This is a genomic window from Candidatus Pelagibacter communis (assembly GCF_001180185.1).
GTDB classification, from domain to species: Bacteria; Pseudomonadota; Alphaproteobacteria; order Pelagibacterales; family Pelagibacteraceae; genus Pelagibacter; species Pelagibacter ubique_F.
The window spans coordinates 29,142-44,252 of the sequence record NZ_CVSS01000043.1; the positions used below are offsets into that span (position 1 = coordinate 29,142).

Annotated in this window: 16 protein-coding genes; 13 read left to right on the forward strand and 3 right to left on the reverse strand. The window is 28.7% G+C overall.

Annotation, left to right across the window (positions count from 1 at the left end; translation table 11 throughout):
* Positions 1-10 precede the first annotated feature (10 nt).
* On the forward strand, positions 11-955 hold the full coding sequence (gene trxB / locus AMN95_RS02925) for a thioredoxin-disulfide reductase (RefSeq protein ID WP_075522489.1): 945 nt from the start codon (positions 11-13) through the stop codon (positions 953-955).
* On the opposite strand, the gene AMN95_RS02930 is transcribed toward trxB, so the two are convergent.
* Entirely contained in the window at positions 949-2,139 is a 1,191-nt protein-coding gene (locus tag AMN95_RS02930) for a pyridoxal phosphate-dependent aminotransferase (protein WP_075522490.1), read from the reverse strand. The genes trxB and AMN95_RS02930 overlap by 7 nt on opposite strands.
* Before the next feature lie 36 nt (positions 2,140-2,175).
* On the opposite strand from AMN95_RS02930, the gene uvrB reads away from it, so the two are divergent.
* From uvrB to pgsA, 5 genes are read left to right on the forward strand one after another with little or no spacing between them, the layout of a single operon-like run.
* Positions 2,176-4,350, forward strand: coding sequence for an excinuclease ABC subunit UvrB (gene uvrB / locus AMN95_RS02935; protein ID WP_075522491.1), 2,175 nt, complete (start codon positions 2,176-2,178; stop codon positions 4,348-4,350).
* On the forward strand, positions 4,332-5,087 hold the full coding sequence (locus tag AMN95_RS02940; RefSeq protein ID WP_075522492.1) for an SDR family oxidoreductase: 756 nt from the start codon (positions 4,332-4,334) through the stop codon (positions 5,085-5,087). Before uvrB ends, AMN95_RS02940 begins: the two co-directional genes overlap by 19 nt.
* Positions 5,084-5,509 (forward strand): dihydroneopterin aldolase, encoded by a 426-nt coding sequence (locus tag AMN95_RS02945; protein ID WP_075522493.1) that lies wholly within the window; start codon positions 5,084-5,086, stop codon positions 5,507-5,509. Before AMN95_RS02940 ends, AMN95_RS02945 begins: the two co-directional genes overlap by 4 nt.
* Complete coding sequence (gene uvrC / locus AMN95_RS02950) at positions 5,496-7,331, forward strand: excinuclease ABC subunit UvrC (protein WP_075522494.1); 1,836 nt, start codon at positions 5,496-5,498, stop codon at positions 7,329-7,331. The genes AMN95_RS02945 and uvrC overlap by 14 nt, the downstream gene beginning before the upstream one ends.
* Before the next feature lie 6 nt (positions 7,332-7,337).
* The gene (gene pgsA / locus AMN95_RS02955) at positions 7,338-7,922 is read left to right on the forward strand and encodes a CDP-diacylglycerol--glycerol-3-phosphate 3-phosphatidyltransferase (RefSeq protein WP_075522495.1); all 585 of its coding nucleotides are present in this window, start codon (positions 7,338-7,340) and stop codon (positions 7,920-7,922) included.
* Here the strand turns inward: pgsA and AMN95_RS02960 are convergent.
* The gene (locus AMN95_RS02960; RefSeq protein ID WP_075522496.1) at positions 7,919-8,800 is read right to left on the reverse strand and encodes a branched-chain amino acid aminotransferase; all 882 of its coding nucleotides are present in this window, start codon (positions 8,798-8,800) and stop codon (positions 7,919-7,921) included. The genes pgsA and AMN95_RS02960 overlap by 4 nt on opposite strands.
* A 72-nt stretch (positions 8,801-8,872) precedes the next feature.
* On the opposite strand from AMN95_RS02960, the gene AMN95_RS02965 reads away from it, so the two are divergent.
* The 3 genes from AMN95_RS02965 to AMN95_RS02975 are packed head-to-tail and all read left to right on the forward strand — an operon-like array spanning position 8,873 to position 11,280.
* A complete protein-coding gene (locus AMN95_RS02965) occupies positions 8,873-9,310 on the forward strand; it encodes a MarR family winged helix-turn-helix transcriptional regulator (RefSeq protein ID WP_075522497.1) in 438 nt (145 codons plus the stop codon).
* Positions 9,303-9,980 carry a response regulator transcription factor gene (locus AMN95_RS02970; RefSeq protein ID WP_075522498.1) on the forward strand — a complete coding sequence of 226 codons (678 nt, stop codon included), beginning with the start codon at positions 9,303-9,305 and terminating at the stop codon, positions 9,978-9,980. The genes AMN95_RS02965 and AMN95_RS02970 overlap by 8 nt, the downstream gene beginning before the upstream one ends.
* The gene (locus AMN95_RS02975; protein WP_075522499.1) at positions 9,961-11,280 is read left to right on the forward strand and encodes an ATP-binding protein; all 1,320 of its coding nucleotides are present in this window, start codon (positions 9,961-9,963) and stop codon (positions 11,278-11,280) included. The genes AMN95_RS02970 and AMN95_RS02975 overlap by 20 nt, the downstream gene beginning before the upstream one ends.
* Here AMN95_RS02975 and AMN95_RS02980 read toward each other — a convergent pair.
* Positions 11,258-11,509 (reverse strand): hypothetical protein, encoded by a 252-nt coding sequence (locus AMN95_RS02980; RefSeq protein WP_075522500.1) that lies wholly within the window; start codon positions 11,507-11,509, stop codon positions 11,258-11,260. The two genes, AMN95_RS02975 and AMN95_RS02980, sit on opposite strands and share 23 nt — an antisense overlap.
* A 50-nt stretch (positions 11,510-11,559) precedes the next feature.
* Here AMN95_RS02980 and lgt point away from each other — a divergent pair, with 50 nt between their 5' ends.
* From lgt to AMN95_RS03000, 4 genes are read left to right on the forward strand one after another with little or no spacing between them, the layout of a single operon-like run.
* A complete protein-coding gene (gene lgt, locus AMN95_RS02985) occupies positions 11,560-12,339 on the forward strand; it encodes a prolipoprotein diacylglyceryl transferase (RefSeq protein ID WP_075522501.1) in 780 nt (259 codons plus the stop codon).
* Positions 12,317-13,369, forward strand: coding sequence for an SAM-dependent methyltransferase (locus AMN95_RS02990; RefSeq protein WP_075522502.1), 1,053 nt, complete (start codon positions 12,317-12,319; stop codon positions 13,367-13,369). The genes lgt and AMN95_RS02990 overlap by 23 nt, the downstream gene beginning before the upstream one ends.
* Positions 13,366-14,127 (forward strand): peptidoglycan editing factor PgeF, encoded by a 762-nt coding sequence (gene pgeF, locus AMN95_RS02995; RefSeq protein WP_075522503.1) that lies wholly within the window; start codon positions 13,366-13,368, stop codon positions 14,125-14,127. Before AMN95_RS02990 ends, pgeF begins: the two co-directional genes overlap by 4 nt.
* A 7-nt stretch (positions 14,128-14,134) precedes the next feature.
* Positions 14,135-15,067: a ribose-phosphate pyrophosphokinase gene (locus tag AMN95_RS03000; RefSeq protein ID WP_075522504.1), complete on the forward strand. Its 933-nt coding sequence runs from the start codon at positions 14,135-14,137 to the stop codon at positions 15,065-15,067.
* Positions 15,068-15,111: the final 44 nt, after the last annotated feature.

The following is a 15,111-nucleotide window of genomic DNA, read 5'->3' on the forward strand; positions in this document are numbered from 1 at the left end:
TAGCTTTGATATGAGTGAAAATCCAACTAAACACACAAAAGTGTTAATAATTGGATCCGGTCCAGCCGGATACACGGCAGCTGTATATGCAGCAAGAGCTATGTTAAATCCTATTCTAGTTTATGGATCTGAGCCTGGTGGACAATTAACTACAACAACTGACGTTGAAAATTTTCCAGGATTTGCAGACGTTATTCAAGGACCTTGGTTAATGGATCAAATGAAAGAACAGGCAAAAGCTGTAGGAACTGAAATGATTGAAGACCATATTTCTTCAGTAAATTTAAAATCTCAACCATTTGAAGCTATTGGTGATAGTGGTCAAAAATATACTGCAGACAGCATTATAATTTCGACAGGTGCTCAGGCTAGATGGTTAAATTTAAAATCAGAACAAGAGTTTAGAGGTTTTGGAGTTTCAGCTTGTGCTACATGTGATGGTTTTTTCTTTAAAGATAAAGAAGTTGCTGTTGTTGGTGGAGGTAACGCAGCGGTAGAGGAAGCTATGTTTCTTACAAAATTTGCATCAAAGGTAAAATTAATTCACAGAAGAGATAGCTTGAGAGCAGAAAAGTTGCTACAGAAAAAATTGATGGAAAATAAAAAAATTCAGATTATTTGGGACTCAATTGTTGAGGATGTTATTGGAGATAAGGAACCCAAAAATGTTAAAGGCATTAAAGTAAAGAATGTCAAAACAAATAAAATTGATGAGATAAAACTTGATGGATTGTTTATTGCTATTGGTCATGATCCTGCTACACAACTATTTAAAGACCAATTAAATATGGATAAAGAGGGTTATTTAATTACAAAACCTGACTCAACAGAAACTAATATTCCTGGTGTATATGCTGCAGGAGATGTTAAAGATAAAACATTTAGACAAGCAGTTACTGCTGCTGGGATGGGTTGCATGGCAGCCTTAGAAGCTGAAAAATTCTTATCTCATTGATTTAAACTTTCACAAAAAGATTTAATTCTTGACATGGCTTTTTTTAAATTTTTCATTGATGTGGCATAAGATATTCTGAAATATCCACCTAAGCCAAAAGCAGAACCTTGAACAACAGCGACATTTTCTTTTTCAAGCAATTTTTGAACAAAACTAGTATCATTTTTTAATCTTGTTTTTTTGTTTAATAAGCCTTTACAACTAGGAAACACATAAAATGCTCCATTAGGAGTTAAACAATTAATCCCCTTAATATTATTCAAGCTTTTGACAACAAAATTTCGTCTTTCTCTGAATGCCTTAGCTCTAGTTTTAATAAATCCTTGTTTTCCATTTAATGCCTCAACTGCAGCAGCTTGACTTATTGAAGACGGATTTGATGTAGATTGTGATTGAATTTTTCCTATTGCTTTAATTATATCTTTAGGACCAGCAGCATAACCAATTCTCCAGCCAGTCATGGCATATGATTTGCTTACCCCATTCATTGTAAGTGTCCTATCTTTTAATTTTGAAATTTGAGCAATAGTAAAAAATTTAAAATTATCATATCTTACGTGTTCATAAATATCATCACTTAAAATTAAAATTCTCTTATATCTAATTAAAACTTTTGCTAAATCTTGAATTTCTTTTTTTGAATAACCTGCTCCAGTTGGATTTGAAGGAGAATTAAGAATTATCCATTTCGTCTTTTTTGTTATTGCATTTTTTAATTTTTTCGCAGTTAATTTAAAACCTTCTTTTTCAGTACATTTAATTATTTTTGGCTTTCCCCCTGCTAATAAAACCATGTCTGGATATGATACCCAAAAAGGCGCGGGTATTATTACTTCATCTCCTCTGTTTAAGGTTGCCATAAATGTATTGTAAAGAACTTGTTTTCCACCTGAGCCAACTGTTATTTGATCAATTGAATAATTTAATTTATTCTCTCTTTTAAATTTCTTAATAATTGCTTTTTTAAGTTCAGGTGTTCCATCAACAGCAGTATATTTTGTGTCTCCCCTTTTAATTGCTTTTATTGCTGCGTTTTTTATATTTTCTGGAGTATCAAAATCTGGCTCTCCTGCACCTAAACCAATTACATCTTTTCCTGCTGCCCTTAGTTCTCTTGCCTTTTGCGTAACAGCAATAGTAGGTGATGGTTTAATTCTCTTTAAACTGTCAGATATTATGCTCATTGAAATATAAATTAATTCTACTACGTTCTTTAATATATGGAAAATACTTATCAAGATTTAATTACAGATATTCAGAGCAAAAATCCTAAAATCAGTGGAAAACTTGAGGGTGGTAAAAAATTTAAAATTAAATCAGATTTTAAGCCTGCAGGTGATCAGCCAGAGGCTATAAAAAAATTAGTTAAAGGAGCAAATAAAGAGGAATTTAATCAAGTATTACTAGGGGTAACTGGTTCAGGAAAAACTTTCACAATGGCGAAGGTAATTGAAGCGACCAATAGACCAGCATTAATTTTAGCTCCAAACAAAACTCTTGCTGCACAGCTATACGGTGAGATGAAAACATTTTTTCCAGATAACGCAGTTGAATACTTTGTATCTTATTATGATTATTACACACCTGAAGCCTACGTCCCAAGATCAGATACATATATTGAAAAAGAAGCATCTATTAACGAGCAGATAGATAGAATGAGGCACTCCGCAACGAGATCTCTGCTAGAAAGAGATGATGTATTAATTGTTGCCAGCGTATCTTGTATTTACGGATTAGGATCAGTTGAAGCTTATAGTAAAATGACTTTAACTCTTCAAAAAAATTATGATTACAATAGAGAGCAAATAATAAAATCCCTAGTTGCTTTACAATATAAACGTAATGATCAAAATTTTTACAGAGGTACTTTTAGAGCTCGCGGAGAATATTTAGAGATATTTCCTTCTCATTTAGAGGACAGAGCTTGGAGACTAAGTTTGTTTGGAGATAAACTTGAAAAAATTGAAGAATTTGATCCACTTACAGGTGATCAAGTAAGAGAGCTAAGTTTAGTTAAAGTTTATGCAAATAGTCACTACATAACTCCAAAACCAACTATTGAACAAGCCATAATCAACATTAGAAAAGAATTAGAGATAACGCTTAAAAAACACAGGGCGGAAAACAAGTTGCTTGAAGCTCAAAGATTAGAGGAACGAACTAAATTTGATCTTGAGATGATAGAAGCTACTGGTTCATGTGCTGGTATCGAAAATTATTCAAGATTTTTATCTGGAAGAAAGCCAGGAGAACCTCCACCTACTCTATTTGAATACTTTCCAGATAATACTTTAATTTTTGTTGATGAATGTCATGTCACTGTTCCTCAACTAAATGGTATGTACAAAGGAGATAGGTCTAGAAAAAGTACTTTAGCTGAATATGGTTTTAGGCTTCCATCTTGTATGGATAACAGACCGTTAAAATTTGAAGAATGGGATCTAATGAGAACTCAAACAGTATTTGTTTCTGCAACTCCTGGTCCTTGGGAATTAGAGCAAACTAAAGGTAAATTTATAGATCAAGTTATTAGACCTACAGGGTTAATTGATCCACCTGTTGAAATTAAACCCGCCAAAAACCAAGTAGATGATTTAATGCATGAATGTAAAAAAGTAATTGAAAATAATCATAGAGTTTTAGTTACAACTTTAACAAAAAAAATGGCAGAAGACTTAACAGAATACCTTCATGAAAATGGGGTAAAAGTAAGATACCTCCATTCAGATATAGATACACTTGAAAGAATAGAAATCATGAGAGATTTAAGAATGGGTGTCTTTGATGTTTTGGTCGGAATTAATTTATTGAGGGAGGGATTAGACATACCTGAATGTGCCTTAGTTGGAATTCTTGATGCTGACAAAGAAGGCTTTTTAAGATCTGAGACTTCATTAATTCAAACTATAGGAAGGGCTGCAAGAAATGTGGATGGAAAGGTAATTCTTTATGCTGATAAAGAAACGAAGAGTATTAAAAAAGCAATTCAAGAAACTGAAAGAAGAAGAAAAATTCAATTAGCATATAACAAAAAAAACAAAATTGATGCTAAGACAGTTAAAAAAGAAATTAATGATATTTTAGAAAGTGTTTACGAAAAAGATTATGTAAAAATTAGTGAAGGATCTAATGTTGGAGGAAATCTTAAGAAACACTTAAAAGCTCTCAATAAAAAAATGAAAGAAGCGGCTTCTAACTTGGAATTTGAAGAAGCAGCCAAAATAAGAGATGAGATTAGAAAATTAGAAAGCACTGAATTAGAAATCACATTAAACCCAAAAATAAGACAATATGATGTGAAAAATAAACTTTATCCAAAAGGAAGATCGACAATGGGCATGCCAGGAACTAAGGTTACTAAAAAAAGAGATAAAAAATGGAAGCACAGAGGATAATAATTACTGGAGGAGCAACTAGAATAGGTGCTGCAATAGCTGAAAAATTATCAGGAGCAAATAAACAAATTATTATTCATTATAATAAATCAAAAGTAAAAGCTGAAAATTTAAAAAAGAGGCTTCAAAATAATGGTTCAAAAATTCATTTAGTAAAGGGAGATCTTAGTAAGGAAAAAGATATAATAAAAATTATTAAATTTGCAAAATCAAAACTAAAATTTTTTGATTGTCTTATTAACAATGCCTCTATATTTGAAAATGATAAATTAGAAAATTTTAAATTTAAGAGCTGGGAAAAACATATTTCTATAAATCTTAAAGCTCCTGCTTTTTTATCAAAAGAGTTTTCAAAAAATGTTAGAGGCAAAAATAACAATATTATTAATATAATTGATCAAAGAGTATTTAAGCTTACTCCGTATTTTTTTTCATACACATTAAGTAAAACTGGCCTTTATACTTTAACTAAAACGAGTGCGATGAGCCTATCACCTGACATAAGAGTTAACGGGATAGCGCCTGGACCAACAATCAAAAATAAAAGGCAATCTGAAAAACATTTCAAAAATCAATATTTAGCTACACCACTCAAACAACAAGTTGATGTTGATGAGATTTGTAATGCGGTTGACTTTTTTATAAAAAACAGCTCTATTACTGGTCAGGTTTTAGCAATAGATAGTGGTCAAAGCTTGAATTGGCAAACACCAGATATAATTAAAGGCAAAGAATGAAAAAAAATAATCTTAAAGTTGTTAAAATAGATAAGAACAAAAGCTTATTTAATTACGAGAAAAAAATTCTCATTAATGAACTTATTCTAGATTTAAAGCTTGGATATTATGATTTTGAGAAAGAAAGAGCACAAAAAGTAAAATTTAGTTTGGAAATTGATTATCAAGATAAAAAGCCCTCAAACGATAAAGATCTTAAGTCCATTGTAAATTATGCAACTATTGTAAAATTAATAAAAAAACTTATTAAAAAGAAGCACTATAATTTTTTAGAAACTTTAGCTGAAGCAGTCTTTGATGAACTTTTTAAAGATAAGAGAATAGGTAAAATAATGCTCAAAATTGAAAAAATGGAAATTCTAAAAGAATGCTCATCGGTTGGTATACAAATTACCAAAAAAAGAAGTCATGATAAGTTCTGAAATTGGTAAAGAGGTAATAAAAAAGGAACTACACCTAATTCCTAAACTTCCTGGTGTATACAGAATGTTTAATGATAAAGGGGATATTCTTTATGTGGGTAAAGCAAAAAATTTACCTAATAGACTTAAAAGTTATGTAGCAGAAAAAAATCATATTATAAGAACTGAAAGAATGTTATCTCAAACAAGAAAACTTGAGATAACAACTACATCAAATGAAAGTGAAGCTCTACTTCTTGAGGCGAATTTAATCAAAAAATATAAACCAAAATTTAATATTCTTTTGAGGGATGATAAATCTTTTCCATTTATTTTTATTGGCAATAAAGATAAATGGCCACAAATAAAAAGACATAGAGGGAAAAAAACAAAAGAAGGGTTTTACTTTGGTCCATTTGCATCTGCTGGATCTGCAAATTGGACTATAAAAATGATACAAAAAATTTTTCATTTAAGAGTTTGTGACGATACAGTTTTTAAAAATAGAGAGCGCCCTTGTATTTTATATCAAATCAAAAGATGTTCTGGTCCATGTGTTGGGTATATAGAAAAAAATGAATACAAAAAAACAGTAGATGATGCGATTGAATTTGTATCTGGCAAATCAAGAAAAATTCAAAAAAGTCTCTCAGATCAAATGGAAAAGGCAAGCGATAAATTAGATTTTGAAAAAGCTGTAATTTTAAGAGATAGAATAAAATCTTTAAATATTATTCAATCATCACAAAGAATTAATGAAGCAAACTTAATTGAAGCTGATGTAATAGCAGGTTATAAAGAGTCCGGTAAAGCTTGCATTCAGGTTTTCTTTTATCGATCAAAACAAAATTGGGGTAATCAAGCTTTTTTTCCAAAGCATGATCCTGATGAAAAATTAAGTGATATATTAAATTCCTTTATTTCTCAATTTTATGAAAATAAAAGTGTTCCATCATCAATTATAATATCTGAAGAAATCAAAGAAAGAATTTTAATTGAAAAAACTTTATCTCAAAAAGAGGAAAAACAAATCGATATATCCATTGCAAAGAAAGGATCAAAGTTGAAAGTAATTAATCAGGCAATTAAAAATGCTAAAGATAGCCTCACTAGAAAACTTTACGAAAGCCAGAATAATAGAGAATTATTTGATGCTGTAGCAAATAAATTTAATCTAGAGACAAATATTAATCTGATAGAAGTTTATGATAATAGTCATATCCAAGGAACTAATAGCGTTGGTGCATTAATCGCTTACGGAGATGAAGGATTTATTAAAAAAAGATATAGAAAATTTAATATTAAGATTCAAAAGAATGAACAAGATGACTATGGTATGATGCGTGAAGTATTAAATCGAAGATTTAAAAGAGCCATACAAGAGAAAGACAACTACTTAACTTTTCCCGATCTAGTTATGATTGATGGTGGAAAAGGCCAATACTCCGTTGCAAGAGAAACTCTAAATGAACTAGGGCTTCATGATTTGCCAATAGTTGCTATAGCTAAAGGAAAAAAAAGAAATAGTGGTAATGAAGCCTTTTTCCATAATGGTAAAGAATTTAAATTTGCAAAAAATGACCCTACTCTCTTTTTTCTTCAAAGAATAAGAGATGAATCCCACAGATTTGCCATAAGTGCTCATAGAGCTAAAAGAAAAAAAGGAATTAGCAAATCATTACTTGATCAAATTGAAGGGATAGGCTCTATAAGAAAAAGAGCATTGTTAAATCATTTTGGCTCAGCAAGAGCTGTCGAGTCTGCAAGCTTAGATGAGATAAAATCTGTAGAGGGTGTAGAGGAAAAAGTTGCAAAAAAGATATATAATTTTTTTCACGAATAAAAAAATATGCTAAAAAAAATACCAAATATACTCACTATCGGAAGAATTTTAATAGTTCCATTTTTTGTTTTAGCATTTTATTTGCCAGGTTTTTACGGAGATTTAACTGCTTTAATACTGTTTATAATAGCATCATTCACAGATTTTTTAGACGGAATGTTGGCAAGACTTCTTGGAGAAGAATCTAAGCTTGGTGAATTGTTGGATCCAATTGCCGATAAGATAATTATTGCAACTGCACTAATTCTTTTAGTAATGGATGGCACTATTAGAAATTATGAGGTAATTGCTGCAATAATTATTCTAACAAGGGAAATATTAATTTCTGGACTCAGAGAATTTTTAGCTAAAGGAAAAATAAAACTCCCAGTTTCAAACTTAGCAAAACTTAAAACTTTTTTACAAATGATTTCTATTGCACTCTTACTTTCTGGAGACACTGGAAATAAAATTATTAATTTTCAGGATTATAATGCTCAAACAATAGGGATTGTTCTGTTGTGGTTATCTGCTGGTTTAACTCTTTTTACAGGATACGAATATATGCGTAGAGGAATAGACCATGCAATTTCTGAGGACAATAAGGATTAGGCAGCTTTTTTATTTTTTACTAATAATTGATAACTTTCATTCAGGTCAATTATCATTTTACATACTTTAAATTGGTTTTCAGCAATACATGACACTGGTGTAACTTCTGCCGCTGTGCCAGTCAAAAAACATCCAACAAAATCTTTTAATTCATCAGGACTAATTTTTCTTTCGTGAACTTTAATCTTTTTTGATTTTGCAATTTCAATGACTGTTCTTCTGGTTATTCCATCAAGAAAAGAGTCTGGAATAGGAGTGTGTAATTCATTATTTTTATCTTTAAAAAAAATATTTGCACCTGTAGCTTCAGCAACATTCCCCTCGTGATCTAACATAAGAGAGTCTGTGTATCCTTGCTTCTCAGCTTCATGCTTTGAAAGTGTACAAATCATGTAAAGTCCAGAGGCTTTTGTATCCCACGGTATAGTATTTGGTGCAGGTCTTCTCCAACTTGAAATATTTAGTTTAATTCCCTCAATCTTAAGCTTAGGATCAAAGTATGAGCCCCACTCCCATGTGGCTATTGCAACATGAATTTTTGTATGCTGTGCTGAGATAGCCATCATTTCACTTCCCCTCCAAGCAACAGGCCTTACGTATCCATTATCAACTTTCTGAGTAGAAATAATTTTTTTACAAGCTGAGTTAATTTCATCTTCGCTGTATGGAATTTCAAAACCCATTCTTCGAGCTGAATGAAACAACCTTGAAGTATGTTCCTCTAACTTAAAAATCAACCCATCATAGACTCTCTCTCCCTCAAAAACACAGCTAGCATAATGTAATCCATGGCTTAAAACGTGCACTTTAACATTTGACCAATCTACTAAGTCACCATTGTACCATATTTTGCCTGATCTTTTATCGTAGGGTATCATGTTATGAAATATAAAAATTCTTACTGAAAAATATCTTTGTATCTATAATATGTCAATATAACTTACCGTCAGATGAAAGAACTCCTATATTTAAAAGATGAACAGTTAAAAGAACTGATAGAAAAATTATTTGTTGGATATAGAGAGGTATTTTCAGACTCAAAAAAAATTCTTGATAAATATTCCATAGGTTTGGCGCACAATAAAGTGATACATTTACTGTCAATGTACGAAGGTATTTCAATTTCTGAATTACTCAAAAAACTAAAAGTAACTAAACAAAGTCTTAATAGAGTGTTAAATGATTTGATTAAAATTCAAATTATTGAGTTCAAGAAAGATACTATAGACACCAGAGTTAAACATGTATTTTTAAATGAAAAAGGAAAAAAAATATTCAGTGAAATTTTTCAAACGCAAAAAAGAAGAATACATAATGCCTTATTAAATTCAAAATCTGAAGAGGTTTTAAATTTTGAAAAAGTTTTAAAAAAGATTATAAATGGATAATTTTTTAGCGCACATATTAGTGGTAGATGATGATGATGGTATAAGATCATTAGTAAAAAAATATTTAAATGAAAACAAATATTTAATTACAACAGCTGATAATGCTGAAAATGCATTTGAAAAAATTCAGTTAATTAAATTTGACCTTATAATTTTAGATATCATGATGCCTGGTAAAAGTGGTCTTGACTTTATAAAGGAAAACAAGGGTGATTTTGATACGCCAATAATACTATTGACTGCTAGAGGTCAAGCTAGTGAAAGAGTTAAAGGACTTGAAATAGGTGCAGACGACTATTTACCAAAACCTTTTGAGCCTAAAGAATTACTTTTGAGAATTAAAAATATTTTAAATAAAACTAAAAAAAATAATTTAAAACGGGTTATCAAATTTGAAAATATAAAGATAGATCTTAATAAACAAATTATATTCAAAAATGATTCAGAATTTAAAATTAATAATACAGAAAAAATTATATTAGAAAAAATGATTAATAATCCTGGAAAAATTTTTGAAAGAATGGAAATAGGTAAATTGATTCATTTAGATAAAGAGAGGTCTATTGATGTTATAATTACAAGATTAAGAAAAAAAATTGAATTAGACCCAAAAAATCCAAAATTTCTTCAAACAATAAGAGGAGCTGGTTATGTTTTATGGATTGAATAAATTTATTAAAAATTTATTACCAAAAAGTTTATTCTATAGAGCATTACTAATTGTAGCAACTCCTGTAATTGTAATTCAATTAATCATTACAATAGTTTTTTTTGATAGTCTTTGGATAAAAACAAACAAAGGTATGACAAGAGCACTAATAAGTGAAGTCAAAACTTTTATTGAAGTATACAATAATGATGATTACGACAAAAATGAAATAACTAATCTTTTTTCTGTATATCAAGATTTAAATATTGAATTCATCCAAAATGAAAAATTTGATTTTAAATTTGATGAAAGGTGGTTTAGTCCTATCGATCGTACACTTAGAAGAGAATTAAAATCAAGATTTGGAATTAGTGAATATTGGTTCAATACAACTAACTATAAAGAATTAATAGACTTAAGAATTAAATATCAAAATGGATATTTCAAGTTTTTGGTGCCAAAAGATAGAGTAACAAGCTCTTCTGCTAGAATATTTGGCTTATGGATTACAGTGCCTGCATTCATTATGGTGATCATATCCTTAATTTTTTTAAAAAATCAAACTCGCCCAATAACTGCTTTGGCAAAAGCTGCTGAAAAATTTGGCAAGGGAGAAGAGATTGAGGAATTTAAGCCATCCGGCGCCTCTGAAATAAGACAAGCAGGTTTTGAATTTGATAGAATGAGAAAAAGAATATTAAGACATTTGAACCAAAGATCAGAGATGTTGTCAGGAATTAGTCATGATTTAAGAACTCCTTTGACCAGGATGAAATTACAAACTGCGTTTATAAAAGATAAAGACATCTCAAATAAATTAACTGAAGATATAAATGAAATGGAAAAAATGTTAAATGAATATCTCCAGTTTACAAGTTCATCTTACCTTGAAAAAGATGAATTGTTTGATTTAAGCCATTTATTAAAAGAAATTGTAAAAAAATATAATAACGAAAATATCTCAAAAAATTTAACTGAGAGAATTTACCTCAATGGTAGAAAAAATTTGATTAAAAGATGTATCAATAATTTAATCGATAATGCTCTAAAATATGGAAAAAAAGTAGATATTGATCTATCGAAAAAAAACAACAGTATATTTATTAAAATAGAGGATGATGGACCGGGTATTCCAGAAAAAGAATATGATAACGTTTTTAAACCTTTTTATAAAATTGACAAAGGAAGAACCGAGAAAAAATCAAGTGTGGGACTTGGTCTTTCAATAGCTTCGGACATTATTCGATCCCATGGAGGAAATATTAAATTAGAAAAATCTAAACTTAATGGACTTGGTGTTAAGATTTTTTTACCTGTTTAGTTTTCTTTTTTTTTTGAATTTTTATTTTTTCAATTTTTTTTTCTAAATTTTCTACTCTTTTAGATAAAACATCAAACTCATCTTTGCTAGTAAGCTTCATTTTGAAGACTATTTCATCCCTTTTTGACTTTAAGATTGTTATAAATTCATTAGTTAAATCTCTTGACGAAATTATGCCTTGTTCAAATAATTTAGCAATCTTATCAAAAACAAATTTTGAATTTTTCATATATTTTCTCTATTACTTAATATATTTATATCTTACAAATATAATTTGTAATGTTCATTAATAATTTTGACCCAGTAGCAATTCAAATTTTCTCATTTGAGATACATTGGTATTCATTTGCTTATATATTTGGGATAATAATAGGTTGGTATTTAGCGAAAAAATATTTTGTATCACAAAATATCAAAACAAAATTTGATGATTATATAACATATGTAATAGTCGGTCTAATAATAGGAGGCAGATTAGGATATGTGTTATTTTACAACTTAGATTATTACTTAGAGAATATTTTTGAAATATTAAAAATATGGAAAGGCGGAATGTCTTTCCATGGAGCAGTTGTAGGAATTATTATTACAAGTTTTTATTTCTCAAAAAAAAATAATGATAATATTTTTGAATATTTAGATAGTATCGCATTAGTATCTCCAATTGGAATTTTTTTTGGTAGAATTGCAAATTTCATAAATTCAGAGTTATACGGTCATGAAACTTCATTACCTTGGGGTGTGAATTTCATGCAGATAGACGACCTGTATAGACACCCCTCTCAAATTTATGAGGCATTATTTGAAGGAGTAATATTATTTATACTTTTACTGTTTTTTTGGAATAAAGAAAAAAATAGAATTCCAGGAAAAATATCTTCTTTATTCCTAATTTCATATTCATTTTTTAGATTTATTATAGAATTTTTTCGTGTGCCTGATGATCAATTAGGATACTTAATTTTAAACTTAACTATGGGACAAGTAATAAGTATTGTATTCTTTATTGCAGGTCTTTTTCTTTACTATTTCATGAATGATACTCAAAAAAAAACATAATATACCACTAGATAAATTTATAAATTATTGTCTTTACGATAAAAAAAATGGATATTATATGACCAAAAATCCATTTGGCAAAACAGGTGATTTTATTACTGCACCAAATGTCTCAAGACTCTTCTCAGAAATGTTAGCAATTTGGACTATTAGTTTTTGGAAAAGTATGGGCTCTCCTAAAAGATTTAATCTAGTAGAATTAGGAGCAGGTAATGGAGAAATGATTAAAGTTATGATTGAAAGCTTTAAGAAATTTCCAACTTTTTTAAAAGCATGTAACATCTTAATTTATGAAAAAAGTCCAAAATTATCAAAAAAGCAAAAAAAAAATATCAACAATGAAGATGTTAAATGGGTAAAAAGTTTCAATAAAATAAATAAACTTCCAAGTATATTTATTGCAAATGAGTTTTTTGATGCTATTCCAGTAAAACAATATCTAAAAAAAAATAATACTTGGTATGAAAAATTTGTAAAAATATCTTCAAAAAATAAAATCAGTTTCACACAAAAAAAAGTTTTTATTAAAACTTTAGATAAAAAGTTAAATTTCAATATTTCACAGGGTCAAAATTTCATTGAATTTTCACCTATAGCCTTAAAATATCTAGATGATATTCTCAAAATAATAAAGAGGAATAAAGGTGGACTTTTAATCATTGATTATGGATATTTTGAAAAAAAAATGAAAAATACCCTCAAAGCGATTTACAAACACAAATTTTCAAAGATTTTGGAAAATCTTGGAAAATCAGATATTACCTACCATATCAATTTTTACTTAATTGATAAAATTTCAAAAAAAAACTTTAATATAAATACCTGTTACACCTCTCAGAGAAATTTTTTAGCTAATTTAGGTATTTATCATAGAGCAGAAATTATCAGTAAAAACAAATCTTTTAAAGAAAAAGCAAATATTTTTTATAGACTCAAAAAATTAACAGATAAAAATGAGATGGGAGAAATATTCAAAGTTATGTTAATCAAAAATTCTGAAAATAAATCTGATATAGGATTTCAAAATTGATTAGATCTAAAAAATTGTCTAAGTTTTCTGAGATAAAACATGGTTTCTTTAATAAAAATGGTGGCATTTCGAAAGGTATATATAAAAGTTTAAATTGCGGGATTGGCTCTAAAGATAAAAAAATTAATATAAGAAAAAATCTAAATATTGTAAAATCTAAATTAAGAACAAATTCTAGACAAATTTTTTTAGTTAAACAAATACATAGTAATAAATTTGTGTATTTAAGTAAAAATTCTAATATAAGAAATAGAAGTATTGAAGCTGATGCAATAATTAGTGAAAAAAGAAAATTGCCAATTGCAGTTTTAACTGCTGATTGTGTGCCTATCTTAATTTATGACAATGTAAGAAAAATAATTGCTGTAATACATGCTGGCTGGCGTGGGGCATATAAAGATATAGTAAAAAAGGTTATTAAATATATGTTAAAAAAAAATTGCAACCCTAAAAGCATGACAGTTGCTATTGGTCCTTGTATTCAAAGAAAAAGTTATGAAGTAAGAGAACAATTTAAAACTAAATTTATTAAAAAAGATAGAAATAATAAAAAATTCTTTAAAACTAAAAAAAGCCAGATTTATTTTGATTTACCAAATTACGTAAAAAAACAAGTTAAATTAAATAAAGTAAAAAATATTGATCAAATAAATGTTGATACTTTTAATAAAAAAAATAATTTTTTTAGTGCAAGATATTCTTTAAAGGATAAACATAATGATTATGGTAGAAATATATCAATAATTATGATTAATTAAATTTTTAATGAAACTATTAACAGGAAATAGCAATCGACCTCTCAGCAAAAATATTGCAAAGTATTTAAAGTCAAAACTTGTCAATTCAAGTATAAAGAAATTTTCTGATGGAGAAATTTATATAGAGATAAATGAAAATATTAGAGGAAATAGTATTTTTATAATTCAGTCCGTTTCATCTCCCGCAAATGACAATTTAATGGAATTACTATTGTGTATAGATGCTCTTAAAAGATCGTCGGCAAAAAATATTACTGCGGTAATTCCTTATTTTGGTTATGCAAGACAAGATAGAAAAGTTGTTCCAAGAACATCAATTTCAGCTAAACTAGTTTCAAATTTGATTACAAAAGCTGGGGCAGATAGAGTAGTAACAGTCGATTTACACGCAGGTCAAATTCAAGGATTTTTTGATATTCCAGTTGATAATCTTTTTGCAACACCAATATTTGCAAGACACATAAAGAAAAAAATAAAAAGTAAAAATATAATTTGTATTGCACCTGACGTTGGAGGAACAGAGAGAGCACGAGCGTTAGGAAAATTATTAAATGTAGGTTTGGCAATTGTTGATAAAAGAAGACCTAAACCTGGCCAGTCGCAAGTAATGAATGTTATTGGTAATGTAAAAGACAAAACATGTATAATAGTTGATGACATAATTGACTCTGGTGGAACTATAACTAATGCGGCAAAAGCGCTAAAAGATAGAGGCGCAAAAGAAGTTTATGTTTATATTACCCATGGTGTTCTTAGTGGAGATGCAGTCAAAAAAATTAAGAATTCTGTTATAAAAAATTTAGTAATCACAGATACAATTGATAATGGTGAAAAAGTTAAAAGTACAAAGAATGTTGAAGTTTTACCAATATCAGGCCTTATGGGAGAAGCTATAAAAAGAATATCTAATTCAACTTCAGTTTCAGATTTATTTAAATAATTACCTTGATTATTTATCAACATGGGTTAAAAACCTGTGTTTTT

Coding starts and splice junctions, on each gene's coding strand:
- AMN95_RS03000 (WP_075522504.1), top strand. CDS start 14,135: ATGAAACTATTAACAGGAAATAGCAATCGACCTCTCAGCAAAAATATT.
- uvrB (WP_075522491.1), top strand. CDS start 2,176: ATGGAAAATACTTATCAAGATTTAATTACAGATATTCAGAGCAAAAAT.
- AMN95_RS02980 (WP_075522500.1), bottom strand. CDS start 11,509: ATGAAAAATTCAAAATTTGTTTTTGATAAGATTGCTAAATTATTTGAA.
- AMN95_RS02960 (WP_075522496.1), bottom strand. CDS start 8,800: ATGATACCCTACGATAAAAGATCAGGCAAAATATGGTACAATGGTGAC.
- AMN95_RS02990 (WP_075522502.1), top strand. CDS start 12,317: ATGATACTCAAAAAAAAACATAATATACCACTAGATAAATTTATAAAT.
- AMN95_RS02965 (WP_075522497.1), top strand. CDS start 8,873: ATGAAAGAACTCCTATATTTAAAAGATGAACAGTTAAAAGAACTGATA.
- AMN95_RS02940 (WP_075522492.1), top strand. CDS start 4,332: ATGGAAGCACAGAGGATAATAATTACTGGAGGAGCAACTAGAATAGGT.
- AMN95_RS02930 (WP_075522490.1), bottom strand. CDS start 2,139: ATGAGCATAATATCTGACAGTTTAAAGAGAATTAAACCATCACCTACT.
- AMN95_RS02970 (WP_075522498.1), top strand. CDS start 9,303: ATGGATAATTTTTTAGCGCACATATTAGTGGTAGATGATGATGATGGT.
- AMN95_RS02975 (WP_075522499.1), top strand. CDS start 9,961: ATGTTTTATGGATTGAATAAATTTATTAAAAATTTATTACCAAAAAGT.
- pgsA (WP_075522495.1), top strand. CDS start 7,338: ATGCTAAAAAAAATACCAAATATACTCACTATCGGAAGAATTTTAATA.
- uvrC (WP_075522494.1), top strand. CDS start 5,496: ATGATAAGTTCTGAAATTGGTAAAGAGGTAATAAAAAAGGAACTACAC.
- AMN95_RS02945 (WP_075522493.1), top strand. CDS start 5,084: ATGAAAAAAAATAATCTTAAAGTTGTTAAAATAGATAAGAACAAAAGC.
- trxB (WP_075522489.1), top strand. CDS start 11: ATGAGTGAAAATCCAACTAAACACACAAAAGTGTTAATAATTGGATCC.
- lgt (WP_075522501.1), top strand. CDS start 11,560: ATGTTCATTAATAATTTTGACCCAGTAGCAATTCAAATTTTCTCATTT.